The organism is Pseudomonas sp. YuFO20, from assembly GCF_035064975.1.
GTDB lineage: Bacteria > Pseudomonadota > Gammaproteobacteria > Pseudomonadales > Pseudomonadaceae > Aquipseudomonas > Aquipseudomonas putida_AE.
In genome coordinates this window covers 1-17883 of record NZ_JAXDEO010000022.1, presented here as the reverse complement: position 1 = coordinate 17883, position 17883 = coordinate 1, and the positions used below count along the sequence as shown (strand labels likewise).

The 17883-nt window shown below is 61.8% G+C and carries 15 protein-coding genes and 4 pseudogenes; 17 read left to right on the top strand and 2 right to left on the bottom strand.

Annotated elements, in window-relative coordinates; genetic code table 11:
- Window positions 1–26 precede the first annotated feature (26 nt).
- Together SOP85_RS14155 and SOP85_RS14150 are read left to right on the top strand one after the other, a co-directional pair.
- On the top strand, window positions 27–6032 hold the full coding sequence (locus SOP85_RS14155) for an Hpt domain-containing protein (RefSeq protein WP_323627278.1): 6006 nt from the start codon (window positions 27–29) through the stop codon (window positions 6030–6032).
- Window positions 6025–6492 (top strand): chemotaxis protein CheW, encoded by a 468-nt coding sequence (locus SOP85_RS14150; protein WP_323627277.1) that lies wholly within the window; start codon window positions 6025–6027, stop codon window positions 6490–6492. The genes SOP85_RS14155 and SOP85_RS14150 overlap by 8 nt, the downstream gene beginning before the upstream one ends.
- Before the next feature lie 112 nt (window positions 6493–6604).
- Here the strand turns inward: SOP85_RS14150 and SOP85_RS14145 are convergent, their stop codons facing one another.
- Entirely contained in the window at window positions 6605–6967 is a 363-nt protein-coding gene (locus SOP85_RS14145) for a DUF6124 family protein (RefSeq protein WP_323627276.1), read from the bottom strand.
- Window positions 6968–7361: 394 nt separating this feature from the next.
- Here SOP85_RS14145 and SOP85_RS14140 point away from each other — a divergent pair.
- From SOP85_RS14140 to madM, 15 genes and pseudogenes are all read left to right on the top strand, one after another.
- Window positions 7362–7565: pseudogene (locus SOP85_RS14140) on the top strand (transcriptional regulator); the annotation flags it as partial.
- Entirely contained in the window at window positions 7528–7731 is a 204-nt protein-coding gene (locus SOP85_RS14135; RefSeq protein ID WP_323627275.1) for a hypothetical protein, read from the top strand. The pseudogene SOP85_RS14140 and the gene SOP85_RS14135, both read left to right, overlap by 38 nt.
- A 170-nt stretch (window positions 7732–7901) precedes the next feature.
- A pseudogene (locus SOP85_RS31375) lies at window positions 7902–7978 on the top strand (hypothetical protein); the annotation flags it as partial.
- A 114-nt stretch (window positions 7979–8092) separates the two neighbouring features.
- Window positions 8093–9163: an RHS repeat-associated core domain-containing protein gene (locus SOP85_RS14130; protein ID WP_323627274.1), complete on the top strand. Its 1071-nt coding sequence runs from the start codon at window positions 8093–8095 to the stop codon at window positions 9161–9163.
- A gap of 21 nt (window positions 9164–9184) precedes the next feature.
- Window positions 9185–9313: pseudogene (locus tag SOP85_RS14125) on the top strand (malonate decarboxylase subunit alpha); the annotation flags it as partial.
- Between the two features lie 182 nt (window positions 9314–9495).
- Window positions 9496–9717 (top strand): hypothetical protein, encoded by a 222-nt coding sequence (locus tag SOP85_RS14120; RefSeq protein ID WP_323627273.1) that lies wholly within the window; start codon window positions 9496–9498, stop codon window positions 9715–9717.
- Between the two features lie 18 nt (window positions 9718–9735).
- Window positions 9736–10047 (top strand): hypothetical protein, encoded by a 312-nt coding sequence (locus tag SOP85_RS14115; RefSeq protein ID WP_323627272.1) that lies wholly within the window; start codon window positions 9736–9738, stop codon window positions 10045–10047.
- Window positions 10048–10305: 258 nt separating this feature from the next.
- Window positions 10306–11976, top strand: a complete 1671-nt coding sequence (mdcA, locus tag SOP85_RS14110) for a malonate decarboxylase subunit alpha (RefSeq protein ID WP_323627271.1) — start codon at window positions 10306–10308, stop codon at window positions 11974–11976.
- Window positions 11976–12851, top strand: a complete 876-nt coding sequence (locus SOP85_RS14105) for a triphosphoribosyl-dephospho-CoA synthase (protein WP_323627270.1) — start codon at window positions 11976–11978, stop codon at window positions 12849–12851. The genes mdcA and SOP85_RS14105 overlap by 1 nt, the downstream gene beginning before the upstream one ends.
- A complete protein-coding gene (locus SOP85_RS14100) occupies window positions 12851–13150 on the top strand; it encodes a malonate decarboxylase subunit delta (RefSeq protein WP_274075632.1) in 300 nt (99 codons plus the stop codon). The genes SOP85_RS14105 and SOP85_RS14100 overlap by 1 nt, the downstream gene beginning before the upstream one ends.
- The gene (locus SOP85_RS14095) at window positions 13143–14783 is read left to right on the top strand and encodes a biotin-independent malonate decarboxylase subunit beta (RefSeq protein WP_323627269.1); all 1641 of its coding nucleotides are present in this window, start codon (window positions 13143–13145) and stop codon (window positions 14781–14783) included. Before SOP85_RS14100 ends, SOP85_RS14095 begins: the two co-directional genes overlap by 8 nt.
- A complete protein-coding gene (locus SOP85_RS14090) occupies window positions 14777–15397 on the top strand; it encodes a malonate decarboxylase holo-ACP synthase (RefSeq protein ID WP_323627268.1) in 621 nt (206 codons plus the stop codon). The genes SOP85_RS14095 and SOP85_RS14090 overlap by 7 nt, the downstream gene beginning before the upstream one ends.
- Window positions 15394–16305: a malonate decarboxylase subunit epsilon gene (gene mdcH, locus SOP85_RS14085; RefSeq protein WP_323627267.1), complete on the top strand. Its 912-nt coding sequence runs from the start codon at window positions 15394–15396 to the stop codon at window positions 16303–16305. The genes SOP85_RS14090 and mdcH overlap by 4 nt, the downstream gene beginning before the upstream one ends.
- 61 nt (window positions 16306–16366) lie before the next feature.
- On the top strand, window positions 16367–16783 hold the full coding sequence (gene madL / locus SOP85_RS14080; RefSeq protein ID WP_323627266.1) for a malonate transporter subunit MadL: 417 nt from the start codon (window positions 16367–16369) through the stop codon (window positions 16781–16783).
- 1 nt (window position 16784) lies between these two features.
- Complete coding sequence (gene madM, locus SOP85_RS14075) at window positions 16785–17549, top strand: malonate transporter subunit MadM (protein ID WP_020797401.1); 765 nt, start codon at window positions 16785–16787, stop codon at window positions 17547–17549.
- A 79-nt stretch (window positions 17550–17628) separates the two neighbouring features.
- On the opposite strand, the pseudogene SOP85_RS14070 reads toward madM, so the two are convergent.
- Window positions 17629–17883: pseudogene (locus SOP85_RS14070) on the bottom strand (hypothetical protein); the annotation flags it as partial.

Here is a 17883-nt window from a genome sequence, read left to right as displayed (position 1 = left end):
TGATTGAAGTGGGGATTGGAGTGGTTATGGGTGATCGGCACGACTATGTGGCCCTCGAATGGGTCAAAGGCGAAATTGCCGAAACGCTGAAGCAGGCTCATCACGCGATCGAAACCCAGCTTGATGACCCGCAGGCGACGCACGCCCTGAGCGAATGCCTGGCGTGCATCCATCAGGTTCACGGCAGCCTGCAGATGGTCGAGTTCTACGGCGCGGCCTTGCTCGCCGAAGAAATGGAGCAACTGGTCACCGCCTTGCAACACAATCGCGTCAATCATCGCGATGAAGCGTTGCACCTCATGCTGCAAGCGCTGGGGCAGTTGCCGATCTACCTGGATCGCGTGCAAGGCGCCCGCCGCGATTTGCCCTTGGTGGTGTTGCCGCTGATCAACGACCTGCGCAGCGCCCGGGGCGAAAGCCTGTTGTCGGAAACCAGCCTGTTCAGCCCGCAGTTGCTCGGCCTGGCGCCCCTGGACGAAGCGTCCCTGGCGCGGCTGGAGCCGGCGGAATTGCCGAATGTGCTGCGCAAGTTGCGGCAGATGTTGCAGATGGCCCTGGTCGGTTTGCTGCGTGAACAGGACGACGACACTCACCTTGAGTACCTGGCCAAGGTCTTCAGCCGTCTGGAAAGCGTGTGCGGTTCAGCGCCCCTGAGCCCGCTGTGGCAGGTCGCTTCGGCGCTGGTCGAAGGCATGCGCGCCGGTGCCATCGGCAACAGCCCGGCCTTGCGCAGCCTGTTCAAGGAGGCTGACAAGGAGCTCAAGCGTCTGCTCGAACAGGGCATGCAGGGCATCAATCAGCCGCCGCCAACCGAGTTGCTCAAGAGTTTGCTGTTCTATATTGCCAAGGCCGAACATCCCACCGGGCAGATGCTGACCATGAAAGATCGCTACGCACTGGATGATGCATTGCCTGACAGCGCGATGGTCGACGAAGAACGCGCACGGCTGGCCGGGCCCGACCGTGACGCCATGCGCTCGGTATTGGCGGCCTTGTGCGAAGAGCTGGTGCGGGTCAAGGAGCGCCTCGACCTGTTCGTGCGCAGCGACCGCCAACACGCCTCGGACCTCGACAGCCTGCTGGCGCCCCTGCGGCAGATCGCCGACACCCTGGCGGTGCTGGGTTTTGGCCAGCCACGCAAGGTCATCATCGATCAACTGGCCGTGGTGCTGAGCCTGACCCAGGGACAGCGCGCACCCGATGACGCGATCCTCATGGACGTGGCCGGTGCCTTGCTTTACGTCGAAGCGACCCTGGCCGGCATGGTCGGCACCGTGGAGCCGGAAAGCCAGGAAGACAGCCGCCTGCCCACCACCGACCTGACGCAGATCCACCAGATCGTCATCAAGGAAGCGCGCATCTGCCTGCAGCAGGCCAAGGACATGATCGTCGACTACATCGATGCCGATTGGGACCGACAGCACCTGCAGGCACTGCCGGCCTTGCTCACCCAAGTGCGCGGTGCCCTGGCGATGATTCCGTTGAGCCGGGCGGCGAGCCTGATCGAAACCTGCAATCATTTTATCCGCGAGCACCTGCTGCTCGAACCGGGCCAGCCCGGCTGGCAGGCGCTGGACAGCCTGGCCGACGCTATCACCAGCATCGAGTATTACCTTGAGCGCCTCAGCGACGACCCCCTGGCGCCCGGTGAACAATTGCTCGACGTGGCGCAGCGAAGCCTGGCTGCACTCGGGGTTTTCCCCAGCGAACAACAGGTGCCGGTGCTGGCGGATGTCTTGAGCTCCGGCGAAGCACAGCAACAGCAGGAACGGGATGCCCCGGCCATCGCCCAGAGCCTGGCCGATGTGCTGGCCAACCCGGTCTCGGCCCTGAACCCGCCCGCCCTCGACACGCCGGGCAGCCTGCTGCCGCCGCCGTCAGGCGAAGCGCCGGTGGACGAGGAATTGCGCGAAGTGTTCATCGAAGAAACCGAGGAAGTACTGGAGATCCTTCGTGAGTATTTGCCACGCTGGTCGGGTAATCCCGCCAACCGCTCGGCCCTGAGTGAACTGCGCCGCGCTTTCCATACCCTCAAGGGCAGCGGCCGGATGGTCCGCGCCCTGGTGCTGGGCGAACTGGCCTGGGCCATGGAAAACCTGCTCAACCGCATCCTCGAACAGAGCGTGACGCCTGGCGCCAGCGTGCAGCAGTTGCTCGGCGAAGTGCTCGATCTGCTCCCGCAACTGATGGCCGAATATGCCGCCGATGCCCAGCGCCAGCGTGACGATGTCGACCAGCTGGCGGCCCGTGCCCATGCCCTGGCCAAGGGCGAAACCACGGCAGTGGACGAGGACACCCAGGACGTCGCGGCCCTCGACCCGCTGTTGCTGGAAATCTTCCGCAAGGAAGCCGAGACCCATCTGGGTAGCCTCAACCGATTTCTCGACCAGGCCGCCGAACACCTCCCGCTGCAGGCCAGCGATGAACTGCAGCGCGCGTTGCACACGCTCAAGGGCAGTGCGTCGGTGGCCGGGGTCCTGCCGATTGCCGAGCTGGCGACGCCGCTGGACCAACTGGCCCGGGAGTACAAGGCTCACCTGATCGCGCTCGATCTGGACGAAGTCGAAGTGCTGCTGGAGGCCGAAGGTTTGTTCCGGCTTGGCTTGCGCCAGCTCAAGAGCGATCCGGTGGCAGAAATTCCCGGTGCCCGGGCCTTGATCGAGCGTGCCAGGGCGCTGCTCGCCGAGCGCCTGCAAACCCTCTCGAACACGCCCAGCAGTGGCCTGCGGATAAAGCGCGACCCGCAGCTGATCAACAACTTCCTGGCCCAGGGCATGGACATCCTGCTGGACGCCGAAAGCCTGTTGCGGCGTTGGCAGCAGCACCCGGGCGAGCGCCAGGAACTCAGTGCACTGCTGGACGAATTGACCACCCTCGGCGAAGGTGCGCACCTGGCCGACCTGCACCCGGTGGATGAACTCTGCGAAGCCTTGCTCGATCTCTACGGCGCGGTGGAAGAGAGCAGCCTGGCAGTCAGCGAAGCGTTTTTCCATGAGGCACAGAGTGCCCACGAAGCGCTGATCAACATGCTCGATGAGTTGGCGGCCGGCCAGGAAGTCAGCCCGCGTCCGGAGCGGGTTCGGGCCTTGCACGGCTTGCTCGACCAGAGCCTCGATCCGTCCGCCATGGGCCTGATCCGCAGTGACGGCAGTCGCACCTTGAGCATTCGCGAGCTGGGCGACGCCACCGCTGAACTGGCACAAACCCTACCCCCCCCTGTGGGAGCGAGCCTGCTCGCGATGGACTCACAGGCGCCGCGGTCATCCAATGACAACGCGTCATCGTTGACGTCCATCGCTGGCAAGCCAGCTCCTACAGGGGGGCGCGCCGCCGAACTGGACAACGACATCGTCTCGATCTTCCTCGAGGAAGCCGAGGATATCCTCGAAAGCGCCAACCATTCCCTGCAGCGCTGGCTCAATGACCCGCATAACGCCGCGCCCCTGTCGTCGTTGCAGCGCGATCTGCACACCCTCAAGGGTGGCGCGCGTATGGCCGAGGTCGAGCCGGTCGGCGACCTGGCCCATGAACTGGAAAGCCTCTATGAGGGACTGGTGGATCGCCGTTACAGCCACAGCGAAGCGCTGGCGCAGCTGCTGCAACAGAGCCACGACCGCCTGGCCCAGTTGCTTGAGCAACTGCAATACCATCAAGCCCTGGGCGATCCCGAGGACCTGATCGAAGCGATTCGCGCCTTCAGGCAAGGTCACGCGAGCAACGCCGAGGTGCTCGAAGCGGCGACCGGCAACGACTCGACCCACCATGACGGCGAGTTGCTGGACATCTTCCTTGAAGAAGGCTTCGACATCATCGAAAGCTCCGGCGCGGCGCTGCTGCGCTGGCAGGCCGAGCCGTCGAACCGCCAGGAAATGGAAACCCTGCTGCGCGACCTGCACACCCTCAAGGGTGGTGCGCGCATGGTGGAAATCGCCCCGATCGGCGACCTGGCCCATGAGCTGGAGTATCTCTACGAAGGCCTGTCCACCGGCGTGCTGCAACCCACGCCGGCGTTGTTCGAGCTGCTGCAGCGCAGCCATGACCGCCTGGCCCAGATGCTCGACGCGGCGCGCGCCGGCGAGCCTTTGCCGCCGGCCGACCGGTTGATCGACGCGATCCAGAACTTCAGTCACCCGGTACTGGCTGAAACCCCGGCGCCGCTCACCGTGGCGGCGAAAGCCGAGCCACCACAGCTGCAACCCGATGCCGGGGCGGACATGGTCAAGGTCTCGGCGGAGCTGCTCGATGACCTGGTCAACCTGGCCGCTGAAACCTCGATCTTTCGTGGTCGCATCGAACAACAGGTAAACGACGCGCAGGTGGCGCTCAACGAGATGGAAACCACCATCGAGCGCATGCGCGACCAGTTGCGCCGGCTGGATACCGAAACCCAGGGCCGGATCCTCAGCCGTCAGCAGGTCGAGGCCGAGCGCCTGGGTTACGAAGAGTTCGATCCGCTGGAAATGGACCGTCATTCGCAATTGCAGCAACTGTCGCGCGCCCTGTTCGAATCCGCCTCCGACTTGCTCGACCTCAAGGAAACCCTCGACCGGCGCAACCAGGACGCGGAAAACCTGTTGCAACAGCAGGGCCGCATCAACACCGAATTGCAGGAAGGCCTGATGCGCACGCGCATGGTGCCGTTCGAGCGCATGCTGCCGCGCCTCAAGCGCATTGTCCGCCAGGTGGCCGGTGAGCTGGGCAAGGACGTCGAGTTCATCGTCGGCAACGCCGAAGGCGAGATGGATCGCAATGTGCTCGAACGCATGGCGGCGCCGCTGGAGCATATGCTGCGCAACGCCGTCGACCATGGCCTGGAGCCCGCCGACGTGAGGGTTGCGGCGGGCAAACCGGCGCAAGGGCGGATCACCCTGGATCTGTTGCGCGAGGGTGGCGACATCATTTTCGATATTCGCGACGACGGTGCCGGCGTGCCCCTGGAGGCGGTGCGACGCAAGGCGATCAAGCGCGGCCTGCTCGCCCCGGACAGCGTCATCAGCGACCACGACGTGCTGCAATTCATCCTGCAGCCGGGGTTTTCCACGGCCGAGAAAATCACCCAGATCTCCGGGCGTGGTGTCGGCATGGACGTGGTGCACGAAGAAGTGCGGCAACTGGGCGGCACCATGAGCATCGACTCGGTGCCGGGGCAGGGCGTGCATTTTCGCATTCGCCTGCCGTTCACCGTGTCGGTCAACCGGGCCTTGATGGTGCAATGCGCGGAGGATCAATACGCGATTCCGCTGAACACCATCGACGGCATCGTGCGCGTGTTGCCCAACGAACTCGAAGGGCATTTTCGACTTGATCCGCCGACCTATGAATACGCCGGGCAGCGTTATGAACTGTGTTACCTGGGCGAGTTGCTGAAAACCAGCCCACGCCCACGGCTGTCGGGCCAGAGCCTGCCGCTGCCGGTGTTGCTGGTGCAGTGCAACGAGCGGCACATTGCGGTGCAGGTGGATGCCATGGCGGGCACGCGCGAGATCGTGGTGAAAAGCCTCGGCCCGCAGTTTTCGGCGGTGCAAGGGGTATCCGGAGCGACGATTCTGGGGGATGGCCGGGTGGTGCTGATCCTGGACCTGCTGGCGCCGGTTCGCGCCATGCAAGCGCGTGCGCCGCAGCGTCCGGCGAGCCACGAAGTCGAGGTCGAGCCGCAGCGGCCGTTGCTGGTGATGGTGGTCGATGACTCGGTCACCGTGCGCAAGGTCACCAGCCGTTTGCTCGAACGCCACGGCATGAACGTGCTGACCGCCAAGGACGGGGTCGACGCCATGCTGCTGCTCGAAGAGCACAGTCCGGACCTGATGCTGCTGGACATCGAAATGCCGCGCATGGATGGCTTCGAAGTTGCGACCCAAGTGCGCAACGATGAGCGCCTGCGACACCTGCCGATCATCATGATCACCTCCCGCACCGGCCAGAAACACCGCGACCGGGCCATGGCCATCGGCGTCAATGACTACCTTGGCAAGCCGTACCAGGAATCGGTACTGCTCGAAAGCATCGCCCTGTGGAGCAAGACCCATGCATGAGCGTCGCCACGACTCGCGCGAAAGCCAGCTCACCGGCCTGCTGCTGCCCCTGGCCGACCGCAACCTGATCCTGCCCAACGTCGCGGTGGCGGAGCTGATCGACTACCAGCCCGCGGCCTTCAACCTGGACTCACCGCCCTGGTACCTGGGACGGGTCGCCTGGCGCGACCGGCAGATTCCGTTGCTCAGCTTCGAGTCAACCTGCGGGCAGAAAATCGTCATCGGCGAACGCGCGCGAATCGTCATTCTCAATGCGCTCGGCGGTCGTCCCGAACTGAAATTCATCGCGCTACTGGTGCAGGGGATTCCGCGCTCGTACAAGCTCGACAGCCAGTTGAGCTATGTGGATGTGCCGCTGTGTTCGCTGGAGCAAGCGGCGGTACAGGTAGCGGATCAAGTGGCCAAGGTGCCGGATCTGCTGGCGCTGGAAGAGTTGTTGGTGAGTGCCGGGCTCGTCTGAAGGGCCCCTTCGCGAGCAAGCCCGCTCCCACAGGGTTTTGTGTTCGCCGCAAACCAATGTGGGAGCGGGCTTGCTCGCGAAGGCGGCCTCCAATTCACCGAAGGCCTGACAGCTAAACCTTGGCCCGAGCCAACGCCTCATGATGATCCAACGCCCGCTCCACCAACAAATGCACGCCATCGGCCATTCGGCTGAGCGCCAAGGCTACCGAACGCCGCGAACCTTCCACCCCGTCCGCCAGATCGGCCGCAATGGCACTGATGGACAGCAGGTCTTCAGAGGCATTGGCCAGAAGCGCTTCGGTGCAGACATCGGGAGAAACGGTGAACAGCTGGAATTTTCGGCGCTTGGCCGGTTTTTCGTGAGCAGGCGGGAAGTAATGGGAGAGGGCGCGGTCGGCGGCTTCTTTGAGTTTTTCGTCTTCGACGCAAGCTTGGGGACCTGTGTCTGGGGGATTGGGAGTAACTTTGAACATAGTGAATCTCCGTCTTACGAGTTTTAGCTGCTCCCTTGGGTTCCAATCGAAGGGTGGCAGCTGTACGCAGGTTGGAACCCGGGGTAAACGGACAAAACCCGGCAGACCCGAAGGTCTCCCGCGCACAGCCGCCATAACGGAGTGCACACATTCAAGGTGCGCAAGCATACGTTATGAAAGGCGCTTTTGCGTCGTCTACACCTCGGGGTTCCAAACCCGGCCGCTGAATTTGCAGCGACACCCAAACAATAAAGATCAACGCAAAAGCGCACCAGTCAGCGGGTTCCGGCATTGCTGTAGGCAGCGATGTCTGGCGTTGTAGCCTTCCACCCCATCCGCGGACAAATGTTTAAACACAAAACCCGATCGGCTGGCGAAGACGTCCACAAGTTGGGAACGACTCTTGCCCCTGGAAGAGCAACTGGGCCGCACCGTCAATCCGACGCTCTACACCCCCGAAGACTGGGCCGCAAAAATAAAGGCTGAAAACAGCTTCGTCGTGCGGGTAGCGCAGCAGGACAAGATCAATCTGATGGGTGAGAACCCTGTGGAGTCCAAGGATGGGCAGCAGCGAGAATCTGGAGAGTCTGGTACGTAGCGGTGGGTTGAAGGTCGAGCCGCCGGAACGCAAGGAATGCGAAGGCTTGATGCGTTCGGCAATCGCTCGACTGAAAGATGCACAAACTACTTCTTTGCTGGCGCAGTTGCTGGAAAGTACTGCGCAGCTTTTGATTCGGGTGCAGGAGCAGATGGGCGAACCGTGATGACCCATGGCTCAACGCTTTGGAAACTTTCCTGGCCCCTTCGCGGGCAAGCCCGCTCCCACAGGTATTGTGGTTGCCGCAGATGATGGGCAATACACGGAGACTGTAGGAGCGGCGGTGCGACGATTCGACTTGCCCGCGAAGGCGTCAGCCCTGACAACGCAACTTTCATGATCATACCTAGCGTCGGTCGCCCCGAGCACCTGGCCCCCGCGGCATTGCGCGCAAGCTCGACTTCGTTCTGTCCGCTGACAGTGGTTGGCCTCAGGCCAGCGTTTACCTATCAGTTCTGCTAGTAGACACCTGCAGCACAAGGGCCGAAGCTCAATGCCACCAGCAAGGAGCAACAGGAGCCCTGCCAATGCCTTCCCCCAACAAAGAAGTACTCTGCACTTATCACTATGATCCACTGGACCGTCTGATTGGCTTGAATCCGGCCAAACAGGACACTCTGCAGCGTTTTTACTGCGATAGCCGGCTGGCCACGGAGATTCAGGGCGTGGCGCGCCATTCAATTGTGCAGGGCGGTGATCAGTTATTGGCACAACAGAAACGGTTGGGCGGCTCACTGGAAACGGCTTTATTGGCCACTGATCAGCAGCGATCAGTGATGCACGAAGTTGGTAAGAACTCACTGCCGATTGCTTATTCACCCTATGGTCATCGTCTCGCAGAAAGTGGTTTAACCAGTTTGCTGGGTTTTAATGGTGAACAGCCGGATGCGATCACCGGGCATTATTTATTGGGTAGTTATCGGGTGTTTGACCCGGTGTTGATGAGATTTATCAGTCCGGACAGCTTGAGTCCGTTTGACAAGGGAGGGTTGAATGCATATGCCTATTGCTCGGGAAATCCGGTTAATAGGGTTGATCCAACGGGTAGGGCATGGTTTTCGTTAACTACCAGAGAACTTTCCAAGATGTCGCTCCCTCTTCGTTTTCATTTGCTACCAGAGCCTAAGCTAAACTATTATTTCATGCAAGATGCTCTGTTTGAAAGTTTTAGGTTTAAGATTGAAAGTTCCAATCTTCGTAAGGTGGGGAAGGTCGTAGTTAAAGGTTCAAATGCTGATAGGCAGCTTTTTGAATTGAGGTATCCGACTAAAACTCCCGAAATGATCGACACTTCAAAGTTTTTTAAAAAAATAAACTTGCTCAGTGAATATATGAATGGATATAGGCAGCGCATGCTCTCTGAGAAAAAAATTTATGGCGTCAAGCATATCAAGGAGAATAAAACGATCCCTAGGCTGCGCGACCATTATTTCAAACAGCGTTTAGTGATGGATGATCTAAAGAACTCTGCTAAATTAAGTCGTGGAATGAAGAAAACCCCAGGAATTGAACCGGTGGAAACACTTTCTCCATTCAAAGTCCATGGGAGCTCGCGCGCTAGGGCAAAAGCTTTAGGTATCAGAGAAGGCCGCAACTGAGATGCGCATGCAATGGGGGGCCGTTCCCTGGCCAAGGCCGACCCCGCGAAGCTGCATGACATGCACATGATCATGCCCAGCGTCGGGCGCTCCGAGCACCTGGACCTGTTCGAACGCGGCATCGTCCGCAAGCTCGACTTCGTTCTGTCCGCTGACAATGTGGTTGGCTTGAGGCCAGCGCTTACCTATCAGTTCTGCTAGTAGACACCTGCAGCACAATGGCTGAAGCTCAATGCCATCAGCAAGGAGCAGCAGGAGCCCTGCCAATGTCTTCCCCAAACAAAGAAGTACTCTGCACTTAACACTATGATCCGCTGGACCGTGTGATTGGCTTGAATCCGGCCAAACAGGACACTCTGCAGCGCTTTTACTGCAAAAACCGGCTGGCCACAGAGATTCAGGGCGTGGCGCGCCATTCGATTGTGCAGGAGGGTGATCAGTTATTGGCACAACAGAAACGTTTGGGCGGCTCACTAGAAACGGTTTTATTGGCTACGGATCAGCAGCGTTCAGTGATGCACTCAGTAGGTGAGAATTCGCTTGCGATTACTTAGTCACCCTATGGTAAGGTCATGCACGATGCTTTGATTGAAAGTTATAAATTCAAGAAAAGAGGTCGCAGTCTTGCTGGCGTGGAGAGGCGTGTAAGTAAAAATTCAAGTGCGGGAAGGCAGCTTTTGGAATGGAGATCTCCGCTTAGAACTCCCGAAATTATCGCCGCTTCAAAACCTTATGAAAAGATAGATTTTTTCAGTCCGACCGTGAGGGGATATAAACAACGAATGAGCTCTGAGTTAGAGGCCTATGGCTTCGAGAGTGTTATGACTAATAAAACGATTGATAGGTTGCGTCACCACCATTTCAAGCACCGTTGTGATGGATGATCTAAAAGAAATTGCTGAGTTGAAGCAAAGTCGCAAAATCGTAGGAAATGAAACGATGGAAACACTCAATCCGTACCGCGCCTCTCGGCTCCCGCGCATTAGGGCGGAGCTTTAAGTATCAGTAAATGCCTCAATTGAAATGCGGATGCAAGGGGTTTACCATTACCCTAACCGTAACAATCCCCCACTCTGCTTGATTGATGCCCCCACCCAACGCTCCTACTGTGACCCCCACGACAGCGAACCCGTGGAGTGGTCATGACAACAACAATTTCCCCCGACTCGCGATGGACGCGGCGGCGCAGCGAGAAGCAGCGGCGTCTTGCGCAGGTGCGAGACCTGGCTGACGGTGTGGTGTTGCCCACCGACAAGATTGTGGCGGCGCTGGAGGCGTTGATCCTGCCCGGCGATCGTGTTGTGCTGGAGGGCAATAACCAGAAGCAGGCGGATTTTCTTTCCCGTTCCCTGGCCAAGGCCGACCCCGCGAAGCTGCATGACCTGCACATGATCATGCCCAGCGTCGGTCGCTCCGAGCACCTGGACCTGTTCGAACGCGGCATCGCCCGCAAGCTCGATTTCTCCTTCGCCGGCACCCAGAGCCTGCGCATCAGCCAGTTGCTGGAAGACGGCCTGCTGGAAATCGGCGCGATCCACACTTACATCGAGCTCTATGCGCGACTGGTGGTCGACCTGATTCCCAACGTGGTGCTCAGCGCCAGTTTCATGGCCGACCGCGCCGGCAACATCTATACCGGGCCCAGCACCGAAGACACCCCGGCGCTGATCGAGCCGGCCGCCTTCAGCGACGGCATCGTCATCGTCCAGGTCAATCAGTTGGTGGACGATGTCAGCGACTTGCCGCGGGTCGACATTCCCGCTTCCTGGGTCGACTTCGTGGTGGTGGCGGACAAGCCGTTCTACATCGAGCCGCTGTTCACCCGTGACCCCCGGCACATCAAGCCGGTGCATGTGCTGATGGCGATGATGGCGATTCGCGGGATCTACGAAAAACACAACGTGCAGTCGCTCAACCACGGCATCGGTTTCAACACCGCCGCCATCGAGCTGATCCTGCCAACCTACGGTGAATCCCTCGGCCTCAAGGGCAAGATCTGCCGCAACTGGACGCTCAATCCGCACCCGACTTTGATCCCGGCAATTGAAAGCGGCTGGGTCGAAAGCGTGCATTGCTTCGGCACCGAACTGGGCATGGAAAACTACATCGCCGCCCGGCCGGACGTGTTCTTCACCGGGCGCGATGGCTCCCTGCGCTCCAACCGGATGTTCAGCCAACTGGCCGGGCAATACGCGGTGGACCTGTTCATCGGCGCGACCCTGCAAGTCGACGGCGACGGCCATTCTTCCACCGTGACCCGCGGTCGCCTGGCCGGTTTCGGCGGGGCGCCGAACATGGGTCACGACCCGCGCGGTCGCCGCCACGGCACCCCAGCCTGGCTCGACATGCGCCACGCCGACGCAGCCGAACCGATGCTCGAACGCGGCAAGAAACTGGTGGTGCAAATGGTCGAGACCTTCCAGGAGGGCGGCAAACCGACCTTCGTCGAAACCCTCGACGCGGTGGAGGTGGCGAAGAAAAGCGGCATGCCGCTGGCGCCGATCATGATCTACGGCGACGACGTCACCCACCTGCTGACCGAAGAAGGCATCGCCTACCTGTACAAGGCCCGTTCGCTGGAAGAGCGCCGGGCCATGATCGCTGCGGTTGCCGGGGTGACCGCCATCGGCCTGCGCCACAACCCAAAAGATACCGCGCGCATGCGCCGCGAAGGCTTGATCGCCTTGCCCGAAGACCTCGGCATCCGCCGCACCGACGCCACCCGCGAGTTGCTTGCCGCGAAAAGCGTGGCCGACCTGGTGGAGTGGTCCGGTGGCCTCTACAACCCTCCCGCCAAGTTCAGGAGCTGGTAATGCACGCACTCAACCTGCAAGCGAAAACCCTGAGCCTGGCCGAACGCCTGGCGGACCTGGCGGTGGACGCGCTGATCGACGAGGCGGACCTGTCGCCCAAACCGGCGCTGGTCGACCGTCGCGGCAATGGCGTTCATACCGACCTGCACCTGGGGCTGATGCACGCCTCGGCGCTGGCCTTGTGGCCGGCGTTCAAGGAAATGGCTGAAGCCGCTATTGAAATTGGCGAGGTCGGCTTGCCGCTGCGCGAGGCCATTGGCCTGATCGGGCGGGAAGGCGAACAGGCGATGCTCGCCACCACCCACGGCGTGAATACCCATCGCGGGGCGATCTGGGCGCTGGGGCTGCTGGTCGCCGCAGTTGCGCTTGAGCCGCAATCCAGCGCTGCCGGTTCTGTCGCCTTGCGCGCCGCACGCCTGGCCTTGCTCGATGATCGTTACGCGCCGCGTCCGCTGAGCCACGGCGCCCAGGTCGCTCAACGCTACGGTGCACGGGGTGCCCGCGAAGAAGCGCAGCTCGGTTTCCCGGCGGTGACCCAACGCGCACTGCCGCAACTCAAGTGCAGCCGCGCGGCCGGCCATGGCGAACAGAACGCCCGGCTCGATGCGCTGCTGGCAATCATGACCAACCTGGCTGACACCTGCGTGCTGTATCGCGCCGGGGAAGAGGGCCTGCACACCATGCAGCTGGGCGCCCAGGCCGTGCTCGATTCAGGTGGCAGCGCCAGCCTCGCGGGACGTCGTCGGCTGCATGAGCTGGACCAACAATTAATCGCATTGAATGCCTCGCCCGGTGGTGCTGCCGACCTGCTCGCAGCCTGCCTGTTCCTCGATCGTATCGAGTCCGGCGACGACATCAATCAGGGAGCGTTTTGATGGAAACCTTATCCTTTGAATTTCCCGCCGGGCAGCCGCCACGCGGTCGCACCCTGGTGGGGTGTGTCGGCTCGGGCGATCTGGAAGTGCTGATCGAACCGGGTCAGGCCGGCAAGCTGACCATCACCGTGCAGACCTCGGTCAACGGCAGCGAACAACGCTGGCAGCACCTGTTCGCACGGATGTTCGACGGTCAGACCTTGCCTGCGATGGACATCGATATCCACGATTTCGGCGCCACCCCCGGCGTGGTCCGCCTGCGCCTGGAACAGGGCTTCGAGGAGATCGGTCATGACTGACAGTACAGCGCTTCTCCATAAGCACAGCTTTGTTGAGCTGGGCGCGCGGCAACGGGCCAAAGCCTTGCTCGATGCCGGCACCTTTCGCGAATTGCTCGACCCGTTCCAGCGGGTCATGTCGCCATGGCTGTCGCGCCAGGGCGTGGTGCCACAGGCCGATGACGGCGTGGTCATCGCCAAAGGTTCTCTGGAAGGTTTGCCGGTGGTGATCGCGGCCATCGAAGGGGCCTTCCAGGGCGGCAGCCTCGGCGAAGTCGGCGGGGCAAAAATCGCCGGCGCTCTGGAGCTGGCCGCCGAGGATAACCGCAAGGGCATCCCGACCCGCGCCGTGTTGCTGCTGGAAACCGGTGGCGTGCGTTTACAGGAAGCCAACCTCGGATTGGCTGCGATTGCCGATATTCATGCGGCGATTGTCGATTTGCGCCAGTACCAGCCAGTGGTTGGTGTAGTAGCCGGCAGCGTGGGTTGCTTCGGCGGCATGTCGATTGCCGCCGGGCTGTGCAGCTATCTGCTGGTGACCCAGGAAGCGCGTCTCGGGCTGAACGGCCCACAGGTGATCGAACAGGAGGCGGGGCTCGAGGAGTACGACTCGCGGGATCGCCCCTTCATCTGGAGCCTCACCGGCGGCGAGCAACGTTTTGCCACGGGGCTGGTGGATCGCTACGCCGATGACGACGTGGCGCAGATTCGCCAGCAGGTCGGCGAACTGCTAAAGCAGGGTTTGCCCGCGCAGCAGCGTAGCACCCAGGCCGAGCTGTTTCTGCAACGGCTGGCGCGTCTGGATGCCGAACCCGGCCACGGTTCGCGACCTGTATCAAGGAGAGCGCCCATGAGTGCCTATTCCCTCAGAGGCTTGAACTGGTTCAACGCCTTGGCTGCCGATGCCCAGCAAGTGGTTGGTTTGCCGGCCTCGCTGAAAGTGGCGGATGGACTTCTAGGTGATCAACCCGTGCGGTTTATCGCCGTGGTGGCCGATCCGGACAACCGTTTCGTCCGCGCTCGTAATGGCGAAGTCGGTCTGCTCGAAGGCTGGGGCCTGGCCAAGGCGGTGGACGAAGTCATCGCCGCCGATCAGGACAAACCGCAAAAACGCGCCTTGATCGCCATCGTCGACGTGCCGAGCCAGGCCTATGGTCGCCGTGAAGAGGCACTCGGCATTCATCAGGCCTTGGCCGGTGCGGCGGACAGTTATGCCCGCGCCCGTTTGGCCGGGCATGCCGTCATCGGTCTGCTGGTGGGCAAGGCCATGTCTGGTGCCTTTCTCGCCCATGGCTATCAGGCCAACCGGCTGATTGCCCTGCGCGATCCGGGCGTGATGGTGCACGCCATGGGCAAGGCCTCGGCGGCGCGGGTGACCTTGCGCAGTGTCGAAGAGCTGGAAGCCCTGGCCGCCAGCGTGCCTCCGATGGCCTACGACATCGACAGCTATGCCAGCCTCGGCCTGCTCTGGGAAACCCTGGCGGTGCGGCAGATCGAACAGCCCACCGCGGCGGATCTGGCGCGGGTGAGCGAGTGCCTGGCCCAGGCGATTGATGATGTTGCGCGCAATGGCACGGATCTCAGCGGTCGCCTCGGCGCGGCCAATCGTGCGGCCTCGAGCAAGGTCCGCCAATTGCTGAGGGAGCAGTGGTGAGCAGGTTCCTGGCCCACGACCTGCTGTGGGGCATGACCCCGCAGCAGCTGCCGGTGGATGCGCCTGCCTGGGTGGTCGAGTCGATCGGTGCCGGTCAGCCCGTGGTGGTGCGCCGTGCGCTGTCGACGGCGGATCGGATTGCGGTTGGCGTGCGGGGTCGTTTGCGTGAGCAGCGTTATGGGACGTCGATGGCGATGGCGGCGATCAGCCGTCGTGTCAGCCCGGAAGAGCTGTGTCATGTCGATAGCCACCGTGACCTGCCGGCGCTTGAGGCCTTGGCTCAATTGCGCCCCGTACTCGATGCCTGCGGTTGGGTCTGGGGTGTCAGCGGCAGTGCCGGGTTCGAGTTGGCCAGCGGCTTTGCGGCCCTCCATGAGGCCAGCGATCTGGATCTTATTCTGCGCACGCCACACCCTCTGGCGCGTGATCAGGCTCGGGAGCTGGTGGCATTGCTCGATGCGACTCCGTGTGTGGTGGACATGCAATTGCAGACCTCGTTTGGCGCGGTCGCCTTGCGTGAATGGGCGGGCTCTTCCACTCGGGTCCTGCTCAAGAATGCAACGGGAGCCCGCTTGGTGATCGACCCATGGAACCCGCAGGAGCAGGCAGCGTGAGCAGCTTGCTGGTGTTCCCGGGTCAGGGTGCGCAGCGGCCGGGCATGCTCCAGGGTTTGCCTCGGGAAACCCTGAGCGAAGCCAGCGATGTGTTGGGCGAAGACGTACGGCTGCTGGACTCTGCCCAAGCGCTGCAATCGACAAGGGCGGTGCAGCTCTGCCTGTTGATCGCCGGTGTGGCGGCTGCACGGCAGTTGTCATTGCCGACCGATTACGTCGCCGGGCTTTCCATCGGTGCCTACCCGGCCGCGGTGGTCGCCGGTGCCCTGGCGTTCAGCGATGCGCTGCATCTGGTCAGCCTGCGCGGTGAGTTGATGCAGCAGGCGTATCCACAGGGCTACGGAATGACCGCGATCATCGGCCTGGACCTGGCGGTGGTGGAGGGCTTGCTGGCCCAGGTTCACAGCGTCGATACGCCTGTGTACCTGGCCAATATCAACGCCGACAACCAGGTGGTGATTGCCGGCAGTGACGCGGCGATGAAAGCGCTGGCCGAGCTGGCAAAAGCGCGTGGGGCAGGGCTGGCCAAGCGTCTGGCGGTGAGTGTGCCGTCGCACTGCCCGCTGCTGGATGCGCCGGCGCAAACCCTCGCCGCAGCCTTCGCCAATGTGAAGCTGCAAACGCCGAAGATCGCTTACCTGAGCGGCAGTCGCGCGCGCCCGGTGATCAAGGTCGAGGCCTTGCGCGACGACCTGTCCTTCAACATGTGCCGCGTGGTGGATTGGCGCGGCACGGTGCAAAGCGCTTACGAGCGCGGCGTACGTCTGCAGATCGAACTGCCGCCCGGTGCGGTGTTGACCGGGCTGGCGCGCCGGGTGTTCGAGCAGGGCACCGTGATCGCGTTCGACGGTGCCCGGCTCGATACCCTGCAGGCGCTGTTGCGTGAGGAGGGACTGCGCCACCCCTAGACACCCTGAGGCTTCGAACAACAAGAACAACATTCGACGATGCACTTTGAGGACGACAACAATGATTATTTACGGTGTGGCGCTGCTGGCGATCTGTACGCTGGCAGGGGTGATCATGGGTGACATGCTCGGCGTCCTGCTGGGGGTCAAATCCAACGTCGGCGGGGTCGGGATCGCGATGATCCTGTTGATCTGCGCGCGGTTGTGGATGCAAAAACGCGGCGGCATGACCAAGGATTGCGAAATGGGCGTTGGCTTCTGGGGTGCCATGTACATTCCGGTGGTGGTGGCGATGGCCGCGCAACAGAACGTGGTCACGGCCTTGCACGGCGGCCCGGTGGCGGTGCTGGCGGCGATCGGCTCGGTGGTGGTGTGCGGCTGCACCATTGCCCTGATCAGCCGGACCCACAAAGGCGAACCCTTGCCCGATGAGCCCACGGAAATGACCCCCGTCGGCACGCCAGCAGGAGGTCGCTGATATGTGGGATCTCATCGAGAAAGGCCTGGAGCACAACGGCCTGGTCACGGCATTCGCCTTCGTCGGCGTGATCATGTGGGTGTCGGTCATCCTCTCCAAACGCCTGACCTTCGGGCGCATCCATGGCTCGGCGATCGCGATCGTCATCGGCCTGGTCCTGGCCTGGGTCGGCGGCACCATGACCGGCGGGCAAAAAGGCCTGGCGGACCTGACGCTGTTCTCCGGCATCGGCCTGATGGGCGGCGCCATGCTGCGGGACTTCGCGATTGTCGCCACGGCGTTCGAAGTGCAGGCCACCGAAGCGAAAAAGGCCGGGCTGATCGGCGTGATCGCGCTGCTGCTGGGCACGGTATTGCCGTTCATTGTCGGCGCGTGCATGGCCTGGGTATTCGGTTATCGCGATGCGGTGAGCATGACCACGATTGGCGCGGGGGCGGTGACCTACATCGTCGGGCCGGTGACCGGTGCGGCGATTGGTGCCACCTCGGATGTGATGGCGCTTTCGATTGCCACCGGGTTGATCAAGGCGATCCTGGTGATGGTCGGCACGCCGATGGCGGCGCGCTGGATGGGCCTGGATAACCCGCGTTCGGCGATGGTGTTTGGTGGGCTGGCCGGCACGGTGAGCGGTGTGACGGCGGGACTGGCGGCGACGGATCGGCGGTTGGTGCCTTATGGTGCGTTGACGGCGACATTCCACACCGGGCTTGGGTGCTTGTTGGGGCCTTCGTTGCTGTACTTCATTGTTCGCGGGATTGTTGGATAGATTCAGAAACTCGATCGTCAGGTCGGACGCCTTCGCGAGCAAGCCCGCTTGTATGTTTAGACTTGTAGGGGTGGTGGGACTAAAAACCAGCATCTGACTCTAGCCAGTACAGACCGTGGGAGACTTCGCCCCACCCCTTCACCAAAGCGCCGATAAGGAATGCATCGGCCATAACCGACGATAGAAGCAAGCCAGCGCAATGGTGAGGCCCCGACAAGCCTTTAAACCCTAACCCGGAGCTTTCTTTGTGGCAATGAGTGTCTCGCGTTCTGTAGTCGGAGTGGATGTCGCCAAGGCCGAAGTGGTGGTCTATCAGGCCGACACGGATCTGCTG

Coding starts and splice junctions, on each gene's coding strand:
- SOP85_RS14155 (WP_323627278.1), top strand. CDS start 27: ATGGGTGATCGGCACGACTATGTGGCCCTCGAATGGGTCAAAGGCGAA.
- SOP85_RS14150 (WP_323627277.1), top strand. CDS start 6,025: ATGCATGAGCGTCGCCACGACTCGCGCGAAAGCCAGCTCACCGGCCTG.
- SOP85_RS14145 (WP_323627276.1), bottom strand. CDS start 6,967: ATGTTCAAAGTTACTCCCAATCCCCCAGACACAGGTCCCCAAGCTTGC.
- SOP85_RS14135 (WP_323627275.1), top strand. CDS start 7,528: ATGGGCAGCAGCGAGAATCTGGAGAGTCTGGTACGTAGCGGTGGGTTG.
- SOP85_RS14130 (WP_323627274.1), top strand. CDS start 8,093: ATGCCTTCCCCCAACAAAGAAGTACTCTGCACTTATCACTATGATCCA.
- SOP85_RS14115 (WP_323627272.1), top strand. CDS start 9,736: ATGCACGATGCTTTGATTGAAAGTTATAAATTCAAGAAAAGAGGTCGC.
- mdcA (WP_323627271.1), top strand. CDS start 10,306: ATGACAACAACAATTTCCCCCGACTCGCGATGGACGCGGCGGCGCAGC.
- SOP85_RS14105 (WP_323627270.1), top strand. CDS start 11,976: ATGCACGCACTCAACCTGCAAGCGAAAACCCTGAGCCTGGCCGAACGC.
- SOP85_RS14100 (WP_274075632.1), top strand. CDS start 12,851: ATGGAAACCTTATCCTTTGAATTTCCCGCCGGGCAGCCGCCACGCGGT.
- SOP85_RS14095 (WP_323627269.1), top strand. CDS start 13,143: ATGACTGACAGTACAGCGCTTCTCCATAAGCACAGCTTTGTTGAGCTG.
- madL (WP_323627266.1), top strand. CDS start 16,367: ATGATTATTTACGGTGTGGCGCTGCTGGCGATCTGTACGCTGGCAGGG.
- madM (WP_020797401.1), top strand. CDS start 16,785: ATGTGGGATCTCATCGAGAAAGGCCTGGAGCACAACGGCCTGGTCACG.